Raw genomic sequence first — 17,088 nt, 5'->3', positions numbered from 1 at the left:
AAAATCTATAAAAAAAGGCTTCCTTATTGATAACTAGGGTGTTCAATTCAAATTGCTTTCGATAATGAGATGTCTCCCGCTGGTCGACATGACTGCGATCTTTTTTCTGTATTAAGGTGCCTTCCTTTGAGCGGCATGAGGTGGAGTTTAATTATACGCTTTTAAATCTCCCATTTCTAATTCTAGAAACAAAAAATCGTGTTTTGAGGGTAGGTAAGTAGTGGTTTCCATTACTTTCCACTCATCCCATGAAGCTTCGAGTCCGCCAATTGGAATAATGCTAACCCACATTTTAAAGCTTTGTGGAAATCCAGCATCCGTTAATTTCCATAAATAGGAATCGCCTGGAGTATCCCCTCCTTGTGTATAGGTTACTAAAAGAGCTCCTTTTCCGTCATCAAGTGTTACAAAACTCCTTTTTGTTCCTTTATCTCTTATCTTAAAAGGAGCTACTAACCAAAAAGAATCGTTATTAAAATACTTTACTGCGGTATCTATTAATTCTTGCTTTGGGTCTGTATGCATTTTAACTCCATCAATATAAACTTCACTTTTACTGTAATTATTCAAGTTAAGTTTAACAAGATAATTATCCCATTTTACATCGGCTAATTTCTTCTCTTTATCCCATTTGTAAAAGTGCTTTCCTGCAAAAGACCATTCAATAAAACGGGTTTTTGTATAATTGGTGTAATTTATAGATTTCAGCATTTTATCGGCTAAAGCTTCCGCTTGCGGGCCTTCCTTTCCTTGCGGTAAAGGTTCGTTGTATACAAAATATACAACCGCAGAAATTGTTATCAGTAATAACAATAGTATTACTAAAAACTTTACTATTTTTTTTATGATTCTCATTTGTATGGTTTTTAAAATCCTATTGCAGTATCGTCTCCTCTTTTGTCTGCACCAGCCTCCAATCTCCCGTCAGGAAGAACTAAAACAGCATCTACAAGTCCAATAATTCTAGCATTAGATTCGTTAATAAAATATCCTAAATCCTTAAGCTCTTTAATAGTTTCTTTATCAAAGCTATTTGGTTCCATCCTAATTTCGTCTGGCAACCATTGATGATGAAAACGTGGTGCATTTACCGCCTCTTGCATTCCCATTTCATATTCTTCCACATTTAAAATAGTTTGCAACACTGAAGTGATAATAGTAGAACCTCCAGGAGTTCCTAAAACCATGAGTAATTTACCATTTTTTTCAACAATAGTAGGAGTCATGCTGCTTAACATTCTCTTTTCTGGCATAATACTGTTTGCTTCTCCACCAATAAGCCCAAACATATTAGGGACTCCTGGTTTGGAGCTAAAATCATCCATTTCATTATTGAAGAAAAAACCTAATTCCTCAGAATACAACTTAGCACCATACGCACCATTTAAGGTAGTGGTTACCGATACTGCATTCCCAAACTGATCCACAATAGAGAAGTGCGTAGTTTGATCGCTTTCAATAATTTCGACATTTCCGTGTGATACCTCTTCAGAAGGAGTAGCTTTTTCATAAGAAAAAGAATTCATTCTATCATTTAAATATGTCGAGCTTGTTATTTCTAATTCAGGGATTTGCGTAAAGTCTGGATCTCCTAAAAAATAAGCTCTATCGGCATAGGCTCGTCTTTCTGCTTCTGTGATTAACTGTATTGCTTTAACCGAGTTATGATTAGAATCTAAACCTTTACTTTCAATCATTTTCATTATTTGAGCCAAGGTAATTCCGCCACTGCTTGGTGGTCCCATAGAAATAACATTTATATTTTTATAAGAAAATTCTACTGGCTTTCTCCAAACAGCTTGATACTTTTCTAAATCTTCTAGAGTAATAACACCTCCATTTTTTTGAAGGAAATCTACTATTTTTTCTGCTACTTCACCTTTATAAAACCCGTCCTTACCTTTTTCCTTTATAACTTCTAATGTTTTTGCTAATTCTATATATTTAATAGAATCTTTAGCAGAAAAATTTTTTGCAAACAATACAGTATCACTACTTATTTTAGTGATTGACTCTTTATAATGTTCCAATCTTCGAGCTTGTTTTTCGGTGACTAAAACACCTTTTTTAGCAAGATCGATAGCTGGTTGAATAAGTTGCTCCATAGGAAGCGAACCAAACTTTTTATGAATTTCAAAAATACCAGCTACGGTTCCAGGTACTCCAACTGCTGTAGCTCCTTCTGTACTTTTTCCTTCAATTACATTTCCTAAAGAATCTAAATACATATTTTTAGTAGCTGTCAAAGGAGCTTTTTCTCTAAAATCAAGAGTTCCTGTAGTACCATCATTAAGTCTGTAAACCATAAATCCGCCGCCACCAATATTTCCTGCAAAAGGGAAAGCTACTGCTAGCGCAAATTTGGTAGCAATCATGGCGTCAAAGGCGTTTCCGCCCTGTTTTAGAATATCCGTTCCTATTTGAGAAGCTTCCACTCGTGCTGAAACTACCATCCCATTTTTTGCAATTAACCCTTTAACTGCTGATTTCCTTTCTTTACACCCTATAATGAGTAAAAAGGAGATGAAGAGTAATTTTTTTATCATATCTAATTATAAAGATTTAAGCTTATGAGCTGAAAACACTCGTAATTCCTCAAAAAAAGAAGTAAATTCAGCTTCAAATTCATCGTAATATTCTTGTAAATCCTGAATAGCAAAATTCATTTTCGATTTATTTTTAGTTCGCCTATTCATTCCATCAAGCACTTTTGAAATACCTTCTAATTTAGCATAATTTAGCAACCAATTATCAGCAATCATATAAGGCATTAATTTTTTTATATTCATAGGAAGAATCTCATAGTGTTCGCCTAATAAATCATAAAAATTATCAACATAAATAGTTAAGGGTATATCAGAATAGCTACTCCAATTTTTAGCTAAAAAATGGTCGTAAAAAATATCTACAATAACCCCGCTATAGTGACTGTAATTTTTATGCAATTTTTTAGTACTTAATCTCACCGTAGGATGCGCATCGGTGTAAGTGTCTATTTCTCGATGTAATAAAATTCCTTTTTTATACCCTTCAGGATACTTTAAATATTGTTTCCCACGAATACTATCGGCCATAAAGTTTCCGATTTTAACCTCAGGGTTTTCTCCTGATAAATAAATGTGTGCTAAAAAGTTCATTTTCTAAATTTACAAATTCAGCGTATATAAAAGCAGTAACGAGTGTAATTTTATAAAAAGTAATCTGTAAGAAATTATTTTAAAATAGAAGACGTATTTGTATAGTATTGAAATATAGTTAATTAAACTTGAAACCCCTATAACTTGTGTTCAGCTTCATTCTAATAACTTAACTTTAATCAACTTAAAACCTTCAAAAAACTTCTATATTTGTTGAAAATCGAAACTTTGACGTTGTTTGTGCCTCAATCAGCGTTTTATATAGAAATAAAAAGCAATAAACTACATGACATTAATAAAATCAATTTCAGGAATCCGTGGTACCATAGGGGGGAGTTCAGGAGAAAATCTAACTCCTTTGGATGCAGTAAAGTTTGCATCTGCTTATGGAACATGGTTAAAATCGCAATCAGATAAAAAAGAACTCACTGTTGTAATTGGAAGAGATGCTCGTATTTCTGGAGAAATGATTCAGAATTTAGTTTCTTCTTCTCTTATTGGATTAGGAATTAATGTGATCGATTTAGGACTTTCTACCACTCCAACTGTAGAAATTGCAGTTCCTTTAGAAAAAGCAGACGGAGGTATTATTTTAACTGCTAGTCATAATCCAAAGCAATGGAATGCATTAAAACTCCTTAATAATAAAGGAGAGTTCTTGAGTGGAGATGATGGAAAAGAAATTTTAGAAATTGCTGAAGCGGAAGATTTTAATTTTGCTGAAGTAGATGATTTAGGGGAGATTATTGTAAACGATTCCTATGTAGACATCCATATTGATGAAGTATTGGATTTACCTTTAGTAGATGCTGAAAAAATTAAAGCAGCTAAATTCAAAGTAGTTGTTGATGGCGTAAATTCTTCTGGAGGAGTTGTTATTCCTAAGTTGTTAAAAGAACTAGGAGTAGAGGTTGTAGAATTATACTGCGAGCCTAATGGGCATTTTCCTCATAATCCAGAACCTTTAAAAGAACACCTTACAGATATTTGTGAGTTGGTTGTAAAAGAAAAAGCCGATTTAGGAATTGTAGTAGATCCAGATGTAGATAGATTGGCATTTATTAGTAATGACGGTGAAATGTTTGGGGAAGAGTATACTTTAGTAGCCTGTGCCGATTATGTGCTTGGAAAAACTAAAGGAAATACTGTTTCCAATATGTCGTCTTCTAGAGCTTTGCGAGATATAACTGAAAAGCACGGTGGAACTTATGAAGCTTCTGCAGTAGGAGAGGTAAATGTTGTTACTTTGATGAAAAATAACAATGCTATTATTGGAGGTGAAGGAAATGGCGGAATTATTTATCCTGAGAGCCATTATGGTCGTGATGCATTGGTAGGAGTAGCTTTGTTTTTAACTCATTTAGCTGAAAAAGGAATTTCTGTAAAAGAATTAAGAGCCAGTTACCCTTCATATTTTATGAGTAAAAAGAAAATAGCATTAACACCAGAATTAGATGTGGATGTTATTTTAGAAACTATGGAAAAAAGATATTCAGAAGAGAATATTACTACCGTTGATGGAGTAAAAATAGATTTTCCAGAAAACTGGGTGCATTTAAGAAAATCGAATACCGAACCTATTATAAGAATTTACACAGAAGCAAAATCACAACAAGAAGCCGATACGCTTGCCGATAAATTTATTGCGGAAATTAGTGATGTAGCAGGATTGTAGGAAAGCCAAGCTATTTTTTTTAAAAATTAAAAGGCTCATAAACTGATTTGTTTATGAGCCTTTTTTATGAACTTATTTATTTTTTTGTTTTTAATTTGTAGAGAAACTCCAGATATTTCCAATTGTAACTCCACCTTTATGATCTTTTACAACTATTTTCCAATAATATTTTGTTTTGGGTTGTAAAGTAGCTAGATAATTATTTTGAGAAGCAGATTCTATTATTAATGGTAGCGCTTCTGGATCAGTACCAAAATACATATCATATAAAATGACATCATTATCAGGGTCTGTTGCCTGCCATTGTATGCTTACAGAACTTTTAGAAATAACAATGTTGTTTGCAGGAGTAATAATTGTTGGTTGATTTGGAACCTGATTAACTTCTGCATCACGTTCTGTAAAAAATCGGGAAGCTTTTGTATAACTACTTTCCGCTTCTTTGCTATCTATTGCTTTTACTCTCCAATAAAAAGTTTTCCCTTTTGGTAAATTATATTTCTTGGATAAGTCTGGTGTTAAATCATTATAATCTGTTTTAGAAAAATCTGAAACATCACTAATTTGTACCTGATAGGTAATTTTATCTCCATCTTTATCGGTTGCTTCTAACCATTTAAAGGTTACATTATTATCAATACAAACTAAATCTTCTGTAGGATAATCTAAATTAGGTAGGGAAGGAGCATTATTTACAGGCTCTGGTGTAGGTTCAGGAACTGGTTCGGGACCATCGTCTGATCCACCGCAAGCAGTTATCAATATTGATATTATTATATATAGGAAATTTAACTTTTTCATTTTTTTACTACTTTTAGGGTTTCTACTTGATCGGAATACACTTTTATAAAATACATTCCGGGGTTTAAAATACTCATATCTATAGTTACTGCATTATTTAAAACAGGATAAGTATTGCCAATAATTACCTTTCCAGAATTATCAATAACCTCTATATGAATATCTTTATTTTTTGATTCCCGTGTAGGCAATGTTATTATAGTCTGATTGATAATTGGGTTTGGATAAATGGAAATTGTTTTATTTGAAATATATTTTTCAATCTTTCCTTCACAAGGAAGACTAGAATATACTTCAACGAGACCTTCTTTTTCAATAATAGCCTCAAACGATCTACTGGAATAAGTGCCAATAGTTCTTCCATTAGAAACAACTCGGAATGGAGATGTTCCTTTTTCGATATAAAATGAAACGCTATTTTTATTGATGGTTTTTTTATTATTAGCGATATCTCCAGTTAATTCTTCAGCCGCTTTTATTTCTATTTCAAAACATTGCTGTGATTCCTCAGATCCTACAATTTTTAAACAAACTAAATACTTACCAGGTATCATATCTTCTACAAAAAGTTCATTTGTAAATTGATATATTTCATCATTTATGGCGGCTTCATAGTTTTGAACTATTATTGGAGTGATTTTTACACTACCATTTCCCTTATTTACACAGGTTTCATTTGTAAATTCTATTTTGTAATTATCTTCATTTACAGAGTATCTTTCATTTGTAATAAAAGTCTTGCCGTTTGATATGTATTCTTCATTATTTATATCAAACTTCAATCTATAAAAATATGTAGTATTCTCTGACAATGCGCTTTTAGGGATGGTAACTTCAACCATATTTCCATCATAATAAAAAGATTCAGATATTGTAGTAATACTATTTCCATATTCAGAAGATAATCCATATTCAAATATTACATTGCTTACATAATTACTTCCTGGATATATATATGCTTTTAATAAAATTGAATGGTCTTCATTTTCTATACTTTCTATTTCAGTAACAGATAAATCTCCTGAATAGTTAAAGGCCTTTATTTCACTATAAACATATTCTTCACCTTGCAAAGCTTTTAATCTATAAAAATAGGTTTGGTTTTTATCCAGTTCACTTATTTCACTATAAACCCAATCACTACTAAACTCCTCATTTAAAGGAATTTCTGAAGGGGTAGCAGCTATGGAATTAGTCATATCTAATGTGGTGCCATATTCAAAAGTAACCTCTTTTAAGTCTTCTTTATACGCATAGACACTAGATTGTAATGTTGCACTATCATCATTATAATAATAGGCATTAAGTTCAAAAATATAATCTGGCTTGGTTTTAATCTCTCTAGTGTTGTAACTAAAAATCTCAATGCCATCTCGAAGAGCTTTAACTTTTACAAAATAGGTTGTGTTTGGTGTTAATTCTGTAAGTTTTGCTTTAACTTGATGTTGGCCTAGCTCAACAGTGCTAAGATCTGCGGGAACGCTATATATTAAAGAATCAGATTTTGTTCCATATATAAACTCAATAGCTGTTAGTTTTTTATTAAAGCTAGTAATTTCAGCTGTTAGTTCTAAAGAAGTATTATCATTTACATAAGAATTACCTATGTAAATTTCATATTCATTTGGAGTAAAAAATGTTCTTATATCACTTTTATATTGAACGCCATTACTTGTTCCTACTAATTGATAATAATAATAAGTGTTTGCTTCTAATCCTTCTAATTCTGCATTTACAGTTTCAGTTTGTAAGGCTTCAACAGTAGTGGTAGAGGCTGGAATTTCATTATCTAAAACTGAATATTCTTTTCCGTATAAAAATTTAATGTCTGTAATCTCATCTGTATTTGAGGTTACATTTCCTTTCATAACAACAGGTTCCTTATCAATATAGTCATGTCGATCTAAAAGAGTAACCTTAACACTATTATAATCAATGCTAGTTTTTCTTATTTGCCCTTTATTTTCTCCAATAAACATGGTGTCTTCAAATAAACTCAGGATAATTTTTTCTGAATAATAATTGTAATTATTATAAATATTCTCCCAAGAATACCCTCCATTTTCAGTTTTGTTAACTTCACCAGAGCTATAAGAATAACCTACATTATTATTATAAAACTTGATTTTGCCACCACTACTATAGTAATTATTGTCATCTATAAGATTCCAATTTTCCCCTCCATCTATTGTTTTATATAAATTGGAATAACCACTTTTAAAATAACCAGTATTTGCATCTACAAAATCGAATGACGAAATTGTTGATTCCCCTTCATATATTGCATTCCATGTAGTTCCTCCATCTGTTGACTTAAATAATCTATTGTTTGAATAATTAGAATCTTCTAATGCATATACGGTTTCAGAATTTATAAATTCTATTTGTTTAAAAGAGATGCTTTCTTGTTTATTCCATGTTTCACCACCATCTGTGGTTTTGTATACTACTTTATTATTCTCTGATGCTCCTCCACTTATTATTCCTATATTTTCATCAATAAAATCAACACTAAATAAGTCATCAAGAAAATTTGTTGTAATACCATTGTCTTTTTTTATCCATGACATACCACCGTCTATGGATTTATAAACAAAATTAGTGGTAATTAAATAGCCTGTAGTTTCACTAAGAAATTTGAAATTTATAACCTCTTGCTCTAAACTACTTTGATATTGCCATGTATCGCCACTATCAATAGTTGTATAAATATCTTTACCCGCTGCAACAAAGGCTGTAGTAGAAGTTAAAAATTGTAGCTGACTAATGGAATTATAAAATGTATACCCTTTCCAGTTTACACCACCGTCTAATGTTTCAAATATTACACCATCCCTTCCAATAACAAAACCATGAGCCTCATCAAAAAAATATAAATCTCGAGGAATAATATTACTTTCTATTTCGGTTATAAACAACCATGATTCTCCACCATCATCTGTTCTATAAATCATTCCATTAGAATCATAGCCATAACCAGTACTTTCATTAATAAAGGATATCGATTCTATATAAACGCTATTATTTACGAGAGTCCAAGAGGTACCACCATCAGTTGTTTTGTATATACCATTACCGTTTGAGACAACACCCGATAAATCATTAAAAAAGTGGATAAAAGCATTAGAATTATAATTATCCATAGCTAATGATTCAGTCCAAGTAGTCCCTCCATCAATTGTTTTATAGACAATACCGTCTCTAAAAACAACGTATCCCGTAAGTGAGTCTATAAAAAATAAATCTTGTATTGAGTTATAGTTATCTGGATTAACACTGTAACTTTCCCAAGTATTACCATTATTTAAAGTTTTATATAAATACCTTTCTCCAGAAATTACAACGGTATTATCATCTACTATATAGACTTTACCAAGATTTTGGCCTGAATTAATATTTATTTTACTCCAATTTACACCCCCGTCAGTTGTTTTTAAAACATACCCATAATCTCCAACAATATAACCTGTAGTGTTTTTAATAGCAATGTCGTTTCCGCTATCAATATTTTGTTTGATATTCCAGGTTTCACCTCCATCATCTGTATGTAATAATTCTTCATTATTTAAAATATAACCATTAGTATCAGAAGAAAAAGTAATTCCTTCTCCATCCAAAATTGTTGGTTTAGGATTTAAAAGTTCCCATGAAGACTGCGCTAGTAGGTAATTTGATGTTAAAAATAAGCTTAGAATGAGTAGTTTTTTTATCATAAGGTTTATTATTAAATAGTATTTCTGCTAATATAGATAAATTACCCTCATGTAGTATATCTTCTCAATAAAATATTTAGTATTAAATAAATAATTTTACATACTAACCTATGCATAGATTAGAAAGTACATTAATTACATATTTATAGGAATTATAAAGAAGAAATAATTCGCAAAATCACAACAAGAAGCCGATACGCTTGCCGATAAATTTATTGCGGAAATTAGTGATGTAGCAGGATTGTAGGAAAGCCAAGTTGTTAAAAATAAAACTTAAAAAACACTTCTTTAGATTTTAGGAATTTAAAGAAGTGTTTTCTTTTAGATATTCTGCTGGGACTTTATTACGGTGCTTAAAACGGTTGTGTGTCCACAAATAATATTCTGGTTTATATCGAATTTCTTTTTCTAACATTTCGGTATACATATCCGTAATTTCGAAATCTGGGTACGCCTTCGGATTGTCTGTAATGTCTACAATAGTGGTTTCATAAAAACCTCTTTTTACTTTTTTTACACAGAAAAATACTATAGCCAAATCAAATTTTTTGGCCAAAGTTTCTGCGGCAGTATGCACAGGGACAACAGTTCCGAAAAAAGGTCTCCAATATCTAGCGTGACTTACTTGCGGAGATTGATCGTTAACAAAACCATATAATGCTAAATGGTTATCGCGATAATTTCTAAGTACGGTTTTTGCAGTTTCAAACATAGAGATTAAGGTTCCACCTTGTCTTTTTCTAGTTTTCTTAATTAATTTATCAAAATATTTATTGGATAACGGAGAATAGATTCCAAATCCGTCATGCTGAATATGTTGCCCTAAAGAAAGTACCCATTCGTAATTTGCATAATGCCCACAAAGTAAAATCACACTTTTATTTTGTTCCGCATATTTATCGAGTAATTCCAAATTATGAAACTTAGCTCTTCTCTTCATTTCTTCTTGAGACATGGTAAGCGATTTTATCATTTCTAAAAATAAATCGCACATATGCTTATAAAACTTTTTTCTTATCAGTAGTAATTCTTCTTCCGATTTCTCTGGAAAACAACGTTTTAAATTAGCTAGTACCATTTTTTTTCTATATCCTATTACATAATATAATAATAAATATACTCCGTCGGATATTTTATAAAAAATGGGGAATGGAAGAATTGAAATCATCCATAATAAAGGGTAAACGAGTAGGTAAATAACTAGTTGCATTCTGTAAGAATTTTAGCAAATATAGCTATATTTGATGCTAAACTTTAATTGTTTTTATGAATTTAAGTATTGCTACTATTGTTATTATCGGAGCTAATGTATTGGCCTCTATTAAAGGCTTTAATGATTTCTCATTTTTTGAACGTTATAAATTCAATATTGGAGCTATAAAACGTGGAGAGCAAATAAGAACCATTACTTCTGGTTTTTTACATGTAGATATTTCTCATTTGCTTTTTAATATGCTTACATTATATTTTTTTGCACCTATTGTAGTTCAATACTTGGGGGATGTAAAATTTCTAATCATTTATTTTATAAGTTTATTGGCAGGGAGTTTGTTATCGCTCAGTTTTCATAAAAACGATTATCATTATAGCGCCGTCGGGGCTAGCGGTGCTGTAACAGGGATTTTATATGCCGCAATTCTTTTGCAGCCAGAAATGCGATTAGCTTTTTTCTTCATTCCAATTCCTATTCCAGCTTATATATTTGGAATCGGTTATTTGTTGTATTCTATTTATGGAATGAAAGCCCGCTTGGGTAATATTGGGCATACTGCCCATTTTGGAGGGGCAATTGGAGGATATGTAATTACACTTCTTTTTATGCCTTCATTACTTACACAAGAAACATTAATGGTTGTACTACTTGCCTTACCTATTATAGTGTTATTTATTTTAGAAAAAACAGGAAAAATATAGTTTGGCATTCTGTTTGTATATAGAATCAAAAGAAATTTAAAATTTAAAAAAACATGAAAAAAATAATTTTATTAGTAACAGCATTTATAGGTATGAATAGTTTACAAGCACAAGAAATAACCCCTTCAATAGCGGTAGTTGGAGAAGGAGTTGTAAGAGTAACTCCTGACCAAGTTTTAATAAAAGTAAGAGTTGAAAGCGAAGGTTCTTCTGCGCAACAAGTAAAAAGTGATAATGATAAAGCAATTGACAAGGTTTTAAAGTACACCAAATCAATGGGAGTTAAAGAAGGGGATGTAAAAACAGAATATGTAAACCTTAATAAAAACTATGATTATCAAACTAAAGAGTATAAATATGTAGCAAATCAGTCGATTTCTATTTTACTGAAAGATTTAAATAAGTATTCTGAATTTACAGAAGGATTATTAAATGCTGGAATTAATAGAATTGATGGTGTTACTTTTAAATCTACGGAAATTGAAACACATAATTCTAAAGCAAGAATGGAAGCAATAAAAGATGCTAAAAAGAAAGCTGAAGAATATGCTAGTGCTTTAGGTCAAAGTGTTGGAAAAGCATTAACTATTTCTGAAACAGGTTCTGTAAGTGCTCCACAGCCAATTTATAGAATGGAGATGATGAAATCTGCAGACAGTAGTGGAGGAGGAGATATGGAAACTATAGCTGTTGGAGAAATGGTAATAGAAGCAAAAGTAAATGTTACTTTTCACTTGAAATAGTTTTTATTTTTCAATATAAAGGAAAGTGTTCAGTTGGCAGTTTTTTTCTTTATAAACTTCTGACTCCCGACTTTTTCAATTTTTTAATCCTTCAATCTTTAAATTAAATCAAAAAGAAAGGCTTTCCAAACGGAAAGCCTTTCTTTTTGATCTTCTACTATTTGTTAATTTAACAAGCTAGCAATTTTTTCATTCAATGCTTCACCACGCAGGTCTTTAGCAATTATCTTTCCGTTTTCATCTAAAATAAATGTAGCAGGAATTGAACGGATGTTGTATTCTTGAGCTATAGGATCTTGCCAAAATTTAAGGTTTGAAATATGAGTCCAAGGTAAGTTATCGTCTTCAATAGCTTTTTTCCAATCTTCTGCTTTTCTATCTAAAGAAACCCCAACAACATTTAATCCTTTGTCGTGATATTCTGCATAAAGCTTTACTAAATTAGGATTTTCAGCTCTACATGGTTTACACCAAGCAGCCCAAAAATCTAGCACAGTAACTTTTCCAAGAGATCCTTTTAAAGAAACTGTTTCTCCGTCTGGAGTAGGCCCAGAAAAATCTGGAGCTACAGCACCAACAGAAAGTTTATTAGCCTTTCCTAGTTCTTCAGAAATAGTTTTTCCTAATTCAGTATTTTTTATATCCTCAGAAAGGTCATTAAATAAAACTCCTACTTCTTCTGAAGTCTTACTTTTCGTACGCATCATTTGCTGAATCACTAAAAGAGAGATGTAAGACTCTTTATGAGTATCTACAAAGTCATTTTCGTAATTTCTAGCTTCTTCTTGAACTTCTTCAAAAGTTTCTTTTAAGGTGTTCATGGTAATAGTATCACCACTTTGTTGTGCTTCCATTCCTTTTTTCTGAATGTCAGACATTTTATCTCTAATCGTTTTAGATCCTTGAATAAAAGCAGTGAAATCTTCATTTGAAGGACTTCCTTCAATTTTAGAGAAGTTTAAGCTGTCTTTATATGCAGTAACTTGGATATCTCCTTCTTCTAGTATAATTGGTAAAACACCTCTTACACCTTCAAAAAATAAATAGTGAAGTTGCGGACTTTCAGCTTTTCCTGTAAATTCAAACTTTCCTTCTTTAACCTCCATTGTATCTATAACTTCTGGACGTTGCCCATCCACAGGTTTTTGTAAGTATACTTGCTTTCCATCTTCAACACCATCAACACTAACAGTTACTTTGTATGTGTCTTTTTCAACTTTATTACATGCTACAAGTACTACAAGTAATAAAAGAATAGTTCCTATTTTTTTCATTAAAATTTATTTAAACAGTTTTAGTTCAGTTACAAAGTTAAAATTTCATTTTAATCCTAAAAGACAATTAACAAAAAAAGCCCTGAACATTATGTTTTCAGGGCTTTTATTAGTATTAATTCTTTTTTTAGAATTGATATCTTATACCTAGCGCAATATCAAAGTCAAAATCATCGTCATCAATGTCATTAAATCCAATTTCTGGACGGAAATCTAAAGATAATAATAAAGGGAAATTAAAGTCGTATTCAACCCCTATATCTCCAGCTATAAATGCAAACATCCCGCTATCGTCATGGTCGTTCCCATCAAAATCGTAATCATCATCAGTATCGTAACCTCCAAGTCCACCACCGGCACCTACATACCAGTTAAAATCTCCTTCAATAGGAAATACCCATTGATAAAGACCTGTTAGCCTAAAAGCATCATAATGATTACTGTCTTTCCATCCTAAATCTAACTCAAGTCGATTGTTAGCACTTAACCCTCTTTGATAAGATATTTCAGCTCCAAAGCCATCTCCATCACCTAGTCTTAAACCTAAGGCATTCTTAGATACTTCTTGTGAATAGGCTGTTGATGCAAATCCAATTGCTAAAAAACTTAATAAGATTATTTTTTTCATAAATTTGATTTTTGATTTGTAATATATACGTTACTAAATTAACTTAAAGTTCACACACTCTTGTTAAAAAATTCTAAAAATGACTTACAAGCTCTTATGGAAGAGCTTGAAGGAACGCTGTTTTTCGACGATTTACATAAAACTATTTATGCTACAGATGCATCTGTATATCGCTTAATGCCAACGGCTGTAGCCTACCCAAAAAACATAAATGATATTAAGAAAATAATTGCTTTTTGTAATGATTATAAATTGTCAATTATTCCGCGTACTGCTGGAACTTCTCTTGCTGGACAGTGTGTTGGGGACGGAATTGTAGTAGACGTTTCTAAGCATTTTACTGAAATTTTAGATATAAATGAAGCTGAAAAAACTGTAATTGTACAGCCCGGAGTTATTCGCGATGAGTTAAATCTGTATTTAAAGCCCTATAATTTGTTTTTTGGGCCTAATACTTCTACTTCCAATAGATGTATGATTGGAGGTATGACAGGGAACAATTCTAGTGGAACTACTTCTATTAAATATGGTGTTACTCGTGATAAAGTTTTAGAAATTGAAGCTATTTTAAGTGATGGGAGTGAAGTAGTGTTTAAAAATTTAACTGCGGAAGAATTTAAACAGAAACTTGAACTTAAAACATTAGAAGGAGAAATATATCGTAATCTCTATGAAGAGTTAACTGCTGATGGAGTAGCTAAACGTATAAAAGATAATTTCCCTAAACCCGAAATTCATAGGAGAAATACAGGGTATGCAATTGATGAATTATTAAGATTACAGCCGTTTAATAAAGGCGGAGGGGTATTTAATATGTGTAAACTACTTACTGGAAGTGAGGGGACTTTGGCTTTTACAACAAAGATAAAAATCCAATTAGATACGTTAATGCCTACAAATGCGGTAATGGTAGCCGCACATTACAAAAGTGTAGCCGATTGTTGTGACGCTGTTTACGATGCCATGCAACACGACCTTTTTACTTGTGAGATGATGGATAAGGTTATTCTTGATTGTACAAAGAATAATAAGTCGCAATTACCTAATCGATTTTTCATTGAAGGGGATCCTGAGGCTATTTTAATGATGGAACTGCGAGATAATGATGTGAATATATTAGAAGAAAAACGAAAAGCACTTATTGCAACATTAGATAAAAAGGGGTTAAGCTATGCAAATCCTTCATTATATCATACAGAAATAGAGCAAGCTGCCGAATTAAGAAAAGCAGGACTTGGACTGTTAGGGAATATTGTAGGCGATAAAAAAGCGGTTGCTTGTATTGAAGATACTGCTGTAAGTATTGAAGATTTAAGCAGTTATATTTCTGAATTTACTCAAATTATGAGTGGATATAATCAAAATGCGGTGTATTATGCGCATGCTGGCGCTGGAGAGCTTCATTTGCGACCTATTTTGGATCTTAAAAAAAGTGGAGATGTAAAGCTTTTCAGACAAATAACTACAGATGTTGCACATTTAGTTAAGAAATATGGCGGTTCTATGAGTGGTGAGCATGGAGACGGAAGGGTTAGAGCTGAATTTATAGAGTTAATGATAGGAAGTGAAAATTATGAGCTTCTTAAGCGTGTTAAAAAGACATTTGACCCTAATAACATTTTCAATCCAGGAAAAATTGTCGACAGTGCTCCAATGGATACTTCGTTACGTTACCAACCGGATAGAAAAGAACCAAAAGTAGAAACATTATTAGATTTTTCAGATTCGTTAGGGATTTTGAGAGCTGCAGAAAAATGTAATGGGAGTGGCGATTGTAGGAAAACACATCTTTCTAATGGCGCTATGTGTCCGAGTTATCACGCTACTAAAAACGAAAAAGATACAACAAGAGCTCGTGCAAATGCATTACGAGAATATTTAACAACTTCAGAAAAAGAAAATAAGTTTAACAACAAGGAGCTTAAAGAGGTTTTTGATTTATGTGTAAGCTGCAAAGCATGTAGCAGTGAATGTCCGAGTAATGTAGATGTTGCTACTTTGAAGGCTGAGTTTTTATATCAATACTATAAAGACAATCCGCCGTCAATAAGAGATAAAGCTTTTGCATACAACACTCAATTAAGTAAATTAGGAAGTGTATTTCCATTATTAACAAATAGTAAGTTTTCTGGTAGTATTTTAAAAAAAGTACTTAATGTAGCTCCAAAAAGAACACTTCCTAAAATTGAAAGCTTTGATTTTGATGAACAACTAGAAATATCTAAAAATGAGTTTTTTGCAAACAAAAAAATAATTCTTTATATAGATGAATTTACTCAATATCTAGATGTGTCTATCGGAAAAGATGCTATTGAGTTATTAACTAAATTAGGCTATGATGTAACGCTGTTTTATGGAGAAAGTGGGCGTTCTTTTCTTTCTAAAGGTTTTTTAAAACAAGCTCAAAAATTAGCCAATGTAAACATTAGTAAGTTAGAAGATTTAGTAAGTTCCGATTGTCCTATTATTGGAATTGAGCCCTCTGCAATATTATCTTTTAGAGATGAGTATTTAAGAATGGTGCAAAATAAGGAAGCTGCAAAAAAAGTAGCATTGAATAGTTTTATTATAGAAGAATTTCTTTCAGATGAAATAAAAAAAGGGAATATTACTTCCTCTCAATTTTCTTCCGAAGAGAAAACTGTAAAATATCATGCGCATTGTCATCAAAAATCGCAATCCAACACAAAATCAACTTTTGATATTTTAAATCTTCCTTCCAATTTTAATGTAACCATGATTAATTCTGGATGTTGTGGTATGGCTGGTTCTTTTGGATATGAAAAAGAACATTATGAAACAAGCATGGCTATTGGAGAGCTTCGTTTATTTCCAGCTGTAAGAAAAGCAGCAGAAAGTGTTATAATAGTTGCAAATGGTACAAGTTGCAGACATCAAATAAAAGATGGAACAGGCAGAGATGCTATTCATCCAGTTACACTTTTAAATAGTTTTGTTTTATGAATCCCTCATTGAGGGTTTTATTCCCCAGAGCCTGTCCTGAGTATCTTGAAGGGTTCTACGTCGGAAGGCTTTATGCTATAAGCTTTTTAATTCAAAGGGGCAAAGAGGCAAAGAGGCAAAGGGGCAAAGGCTCAAAGTTTTAAATTTGTGGATGTTCTAATTTGAAAATTTGGAAATAAAAAGAAGACCGAAGTCAGGAGACTTTATGCTATAAGCTAAATGCTGTAAGCATTTTTTAA

The 17,088-nt window shown here is 31.8% G+C and carries 12 protein-coding genes; 4 read left to right on the top strand and 8 right to left on the bottom strand.

What is annotated here, in order from left to right:
* Positions 1 to 147: 147 nt before the first annotated feature.
* Genes JOOMADRAFT_RS15485 through JOOMADRAFT_RS15475 form a run of 3 tightly spaced genes read right to left on the bottom strand, consistent with a single transcriptional unit; the run spans position 148 to position 3,137 of the window.
* The gene (locus tag JOOMADRAFT_RS15485) at positions 148 to 855 is read right to left on the bottom strand and encodes a hypothetical protein (protein ID WP_008615005.1); all 708 of its coding nucleotides are present in this window, start codon (positions 853 to 855) and stop codon (positions 148 to 150) included.
* A gap of 11 nt (positions 856 to 866) precedes the next feature.
* Positions 867 to 2,546, bottom strand: coding sequence for a gamma-glutamyltransferase (ggt, locus tag JOOMADRAFT_RS15480; RefSeq protein WP_008615003.1), 1,680 nt, complete (start codon positions 2,544 to 2,546; stop codon positions 867 to 869).
* 6 nt (positions 2,547 to 2,552) lie between these two features.
* Positions 2,553 to 3,137, bottom strand: a complete 585-nt coding sequence (locus JOOMADRAFT_RS15475) for an acyl carrier protein phosphodiesterase (RefSeq protein WP_008615001.1) — start codon at positions 3,135 to 3,137, stop codon at positions 2,553 to 2,555.
* A gap of 286 nt (positions 3,138 to 3,423) precedes the next feature.
* Between JOOMADRAFT_RS15475 and glmM the strand changes: the two genes are divergently transcribed.
* Positions 3,424 to 4,812: a phosphoglucosamine mutase gene (gene glmM / locus JOOMADRAFT_RS15470; RefSeq protein WP_008615000.1), complete on the top strand. Its 1,389-nt coding sequence runs from the start codon at positions 3,424 to 3,426 to the stop codon at positions 4,810 to 4,812.
* Positions 4,813 to 4,902: 90 nt separating this feature from the next.
* On the opposite strand, the gene JOOMADRAFT_RS15465 is transcribed toward glmM, so the two are convergent.
* The 3 genes from JOOMADRAFT_RS15465 to JOOMADRAFT_RS15455 form a co-directional block, all read right to left on the bottom strand.
* Positions 4,903 to 5,613, bottom strand: a complete 711-nt coding sequence (locus JOOMADRAFT_RS15465; RefSeq protein ID WP_008614997.1) for a fibronectin type III domain-containing protein — start codon at positions 5,611 to 5,613, stop codon at positions 4,903 to 4,905.
* Entirely contained in the window at positions 5,610 to 9,326 is a 3,717-nt protein-coding gene (locus JOOMADRAFT_RS15460; RefSeq protein WP_008614996.1) for a YCF48-related protein, read from the bottom strand. The genes JOOMADRAFT_RS15465 and JOOMADRAFT_RS15460 overlap by 4 nt, the downstream gene beginning before the upstream one ends.
* A gap of 295 nt (positions 9,327 to 9,621) precedes the next feature.
* Positions 9,622 to 10,536 (bottom strand): lysophospholipid acyltransferase family protein, encoded by a 915-nt coding sequence (locus JOOMADRAFT_RS15455; RefSeq protein WP_008614995.1) that lies wholly within the window; start codon positions 10,534 to 10,536, stop codon positions 9,622 to 9,624.
* 56 nt (positions 10,537 to 10,592) lie between these two features.
* Between JOOMADRAFT_RS15455 and JOOMADRAFT_RS15450 the strand changes: the two genes are divergently transcribed.
* The gene (locus tag JOOMADRAFT_RS15450; protein WP_008614994.1) at positions 10,593 to 11,240 is read left to right on the top strand and encodes a rhomboid family intramembrane serine protease; all 648 of its coding nucleotides are present in this window, start codon (positions 10,593 to 10,595) and stop codon (positions 11,238 to 11,240) included.
* A 53-nt stretch (positions 11,241 to 11,293) separates the two neighbouring features.
* The gene (locus JOOMADRAFT_RS15445; RefSeq protein WP_008614993.1) at positions 11,294 to 11,983 is read left to right on the top strand and encodes an SIMPL domain-containing protein; all 690 of its coding nucleotides are present in this window, start codon (positions 11,294 to 11,296) and stop codon (positions 11,981 to 11,983) included.
* A gap of 164 nt (positions 11,984 to 12,147) precedes the next feature.
* Here JOOMADRAFT_RS15445 and JOOMADRAFT_RS15440 read toward each other — a convergent pair whose 3' ends face one another.
* Positions 12,148 to 13,257: a TlpA disulfide reductase family protein gene (locus tag JOOMADRAFT_RS15440; protein WP_008614992.1), complete on the bottom strand. Its 1,110-nt coding sequence runs from the start codon at positions 13,255 to 13,257 to the stop codon at positions 12,148 to 12,150.
* Positions 13,258 to 13,384: 127 nt separating this feature from the next.
* On the bottom strand, positions 13,385 to 13,885 hold the full coding sequence (locus tag JOOMADRAFT_RS15435) for a hypothetical protein (protein ID WP_008614990.1): 501 nt from the start codon (positions 13,883 to 13,885) through the stop codon (positions 13,385 to 13,387).
* A gap of 96 nt (positions 13,886 to 13,981) precedes the next feature.
* Here JOOMADRAFT_RS15435 and JOOMADRAFT_RS15430 point away from each other — a divergent pair, with 96 nt between their 5' ends.
* Complete coding sequence (locus JOOMADRAFT_RS15430) at positions 13,982 to 16,849, top strand: FAD-binding and (Fe-S)-binding domain-containing protein (RefSeq protein ID WP_040879779.1); 2,868 nt, start codon at positions 13,982 to 13,984, stop codon at positions 16,847 to 16,849.
* The last annotated feature ends 239 nt before the right edge of the window (positions 16,850 to 17,088 follow it).

The sequence above is a fragment of the Galbibacter orientalis DSM 19592 genome (assembly GCF_000260115.1).
GTDB classification, from domain to species: domain Bacteria; phylum Bacteroidota; class Bacteroidia; order Flavobacteriales; family Flavobacteriaceae; genus Galbibacter; species Galbibacter orientalis.
The sequence above is the reverse complement of the archived record's forward strand: the minus strand, read 5'-3'. Positions and strand labels throughout refer to the sequence as shown.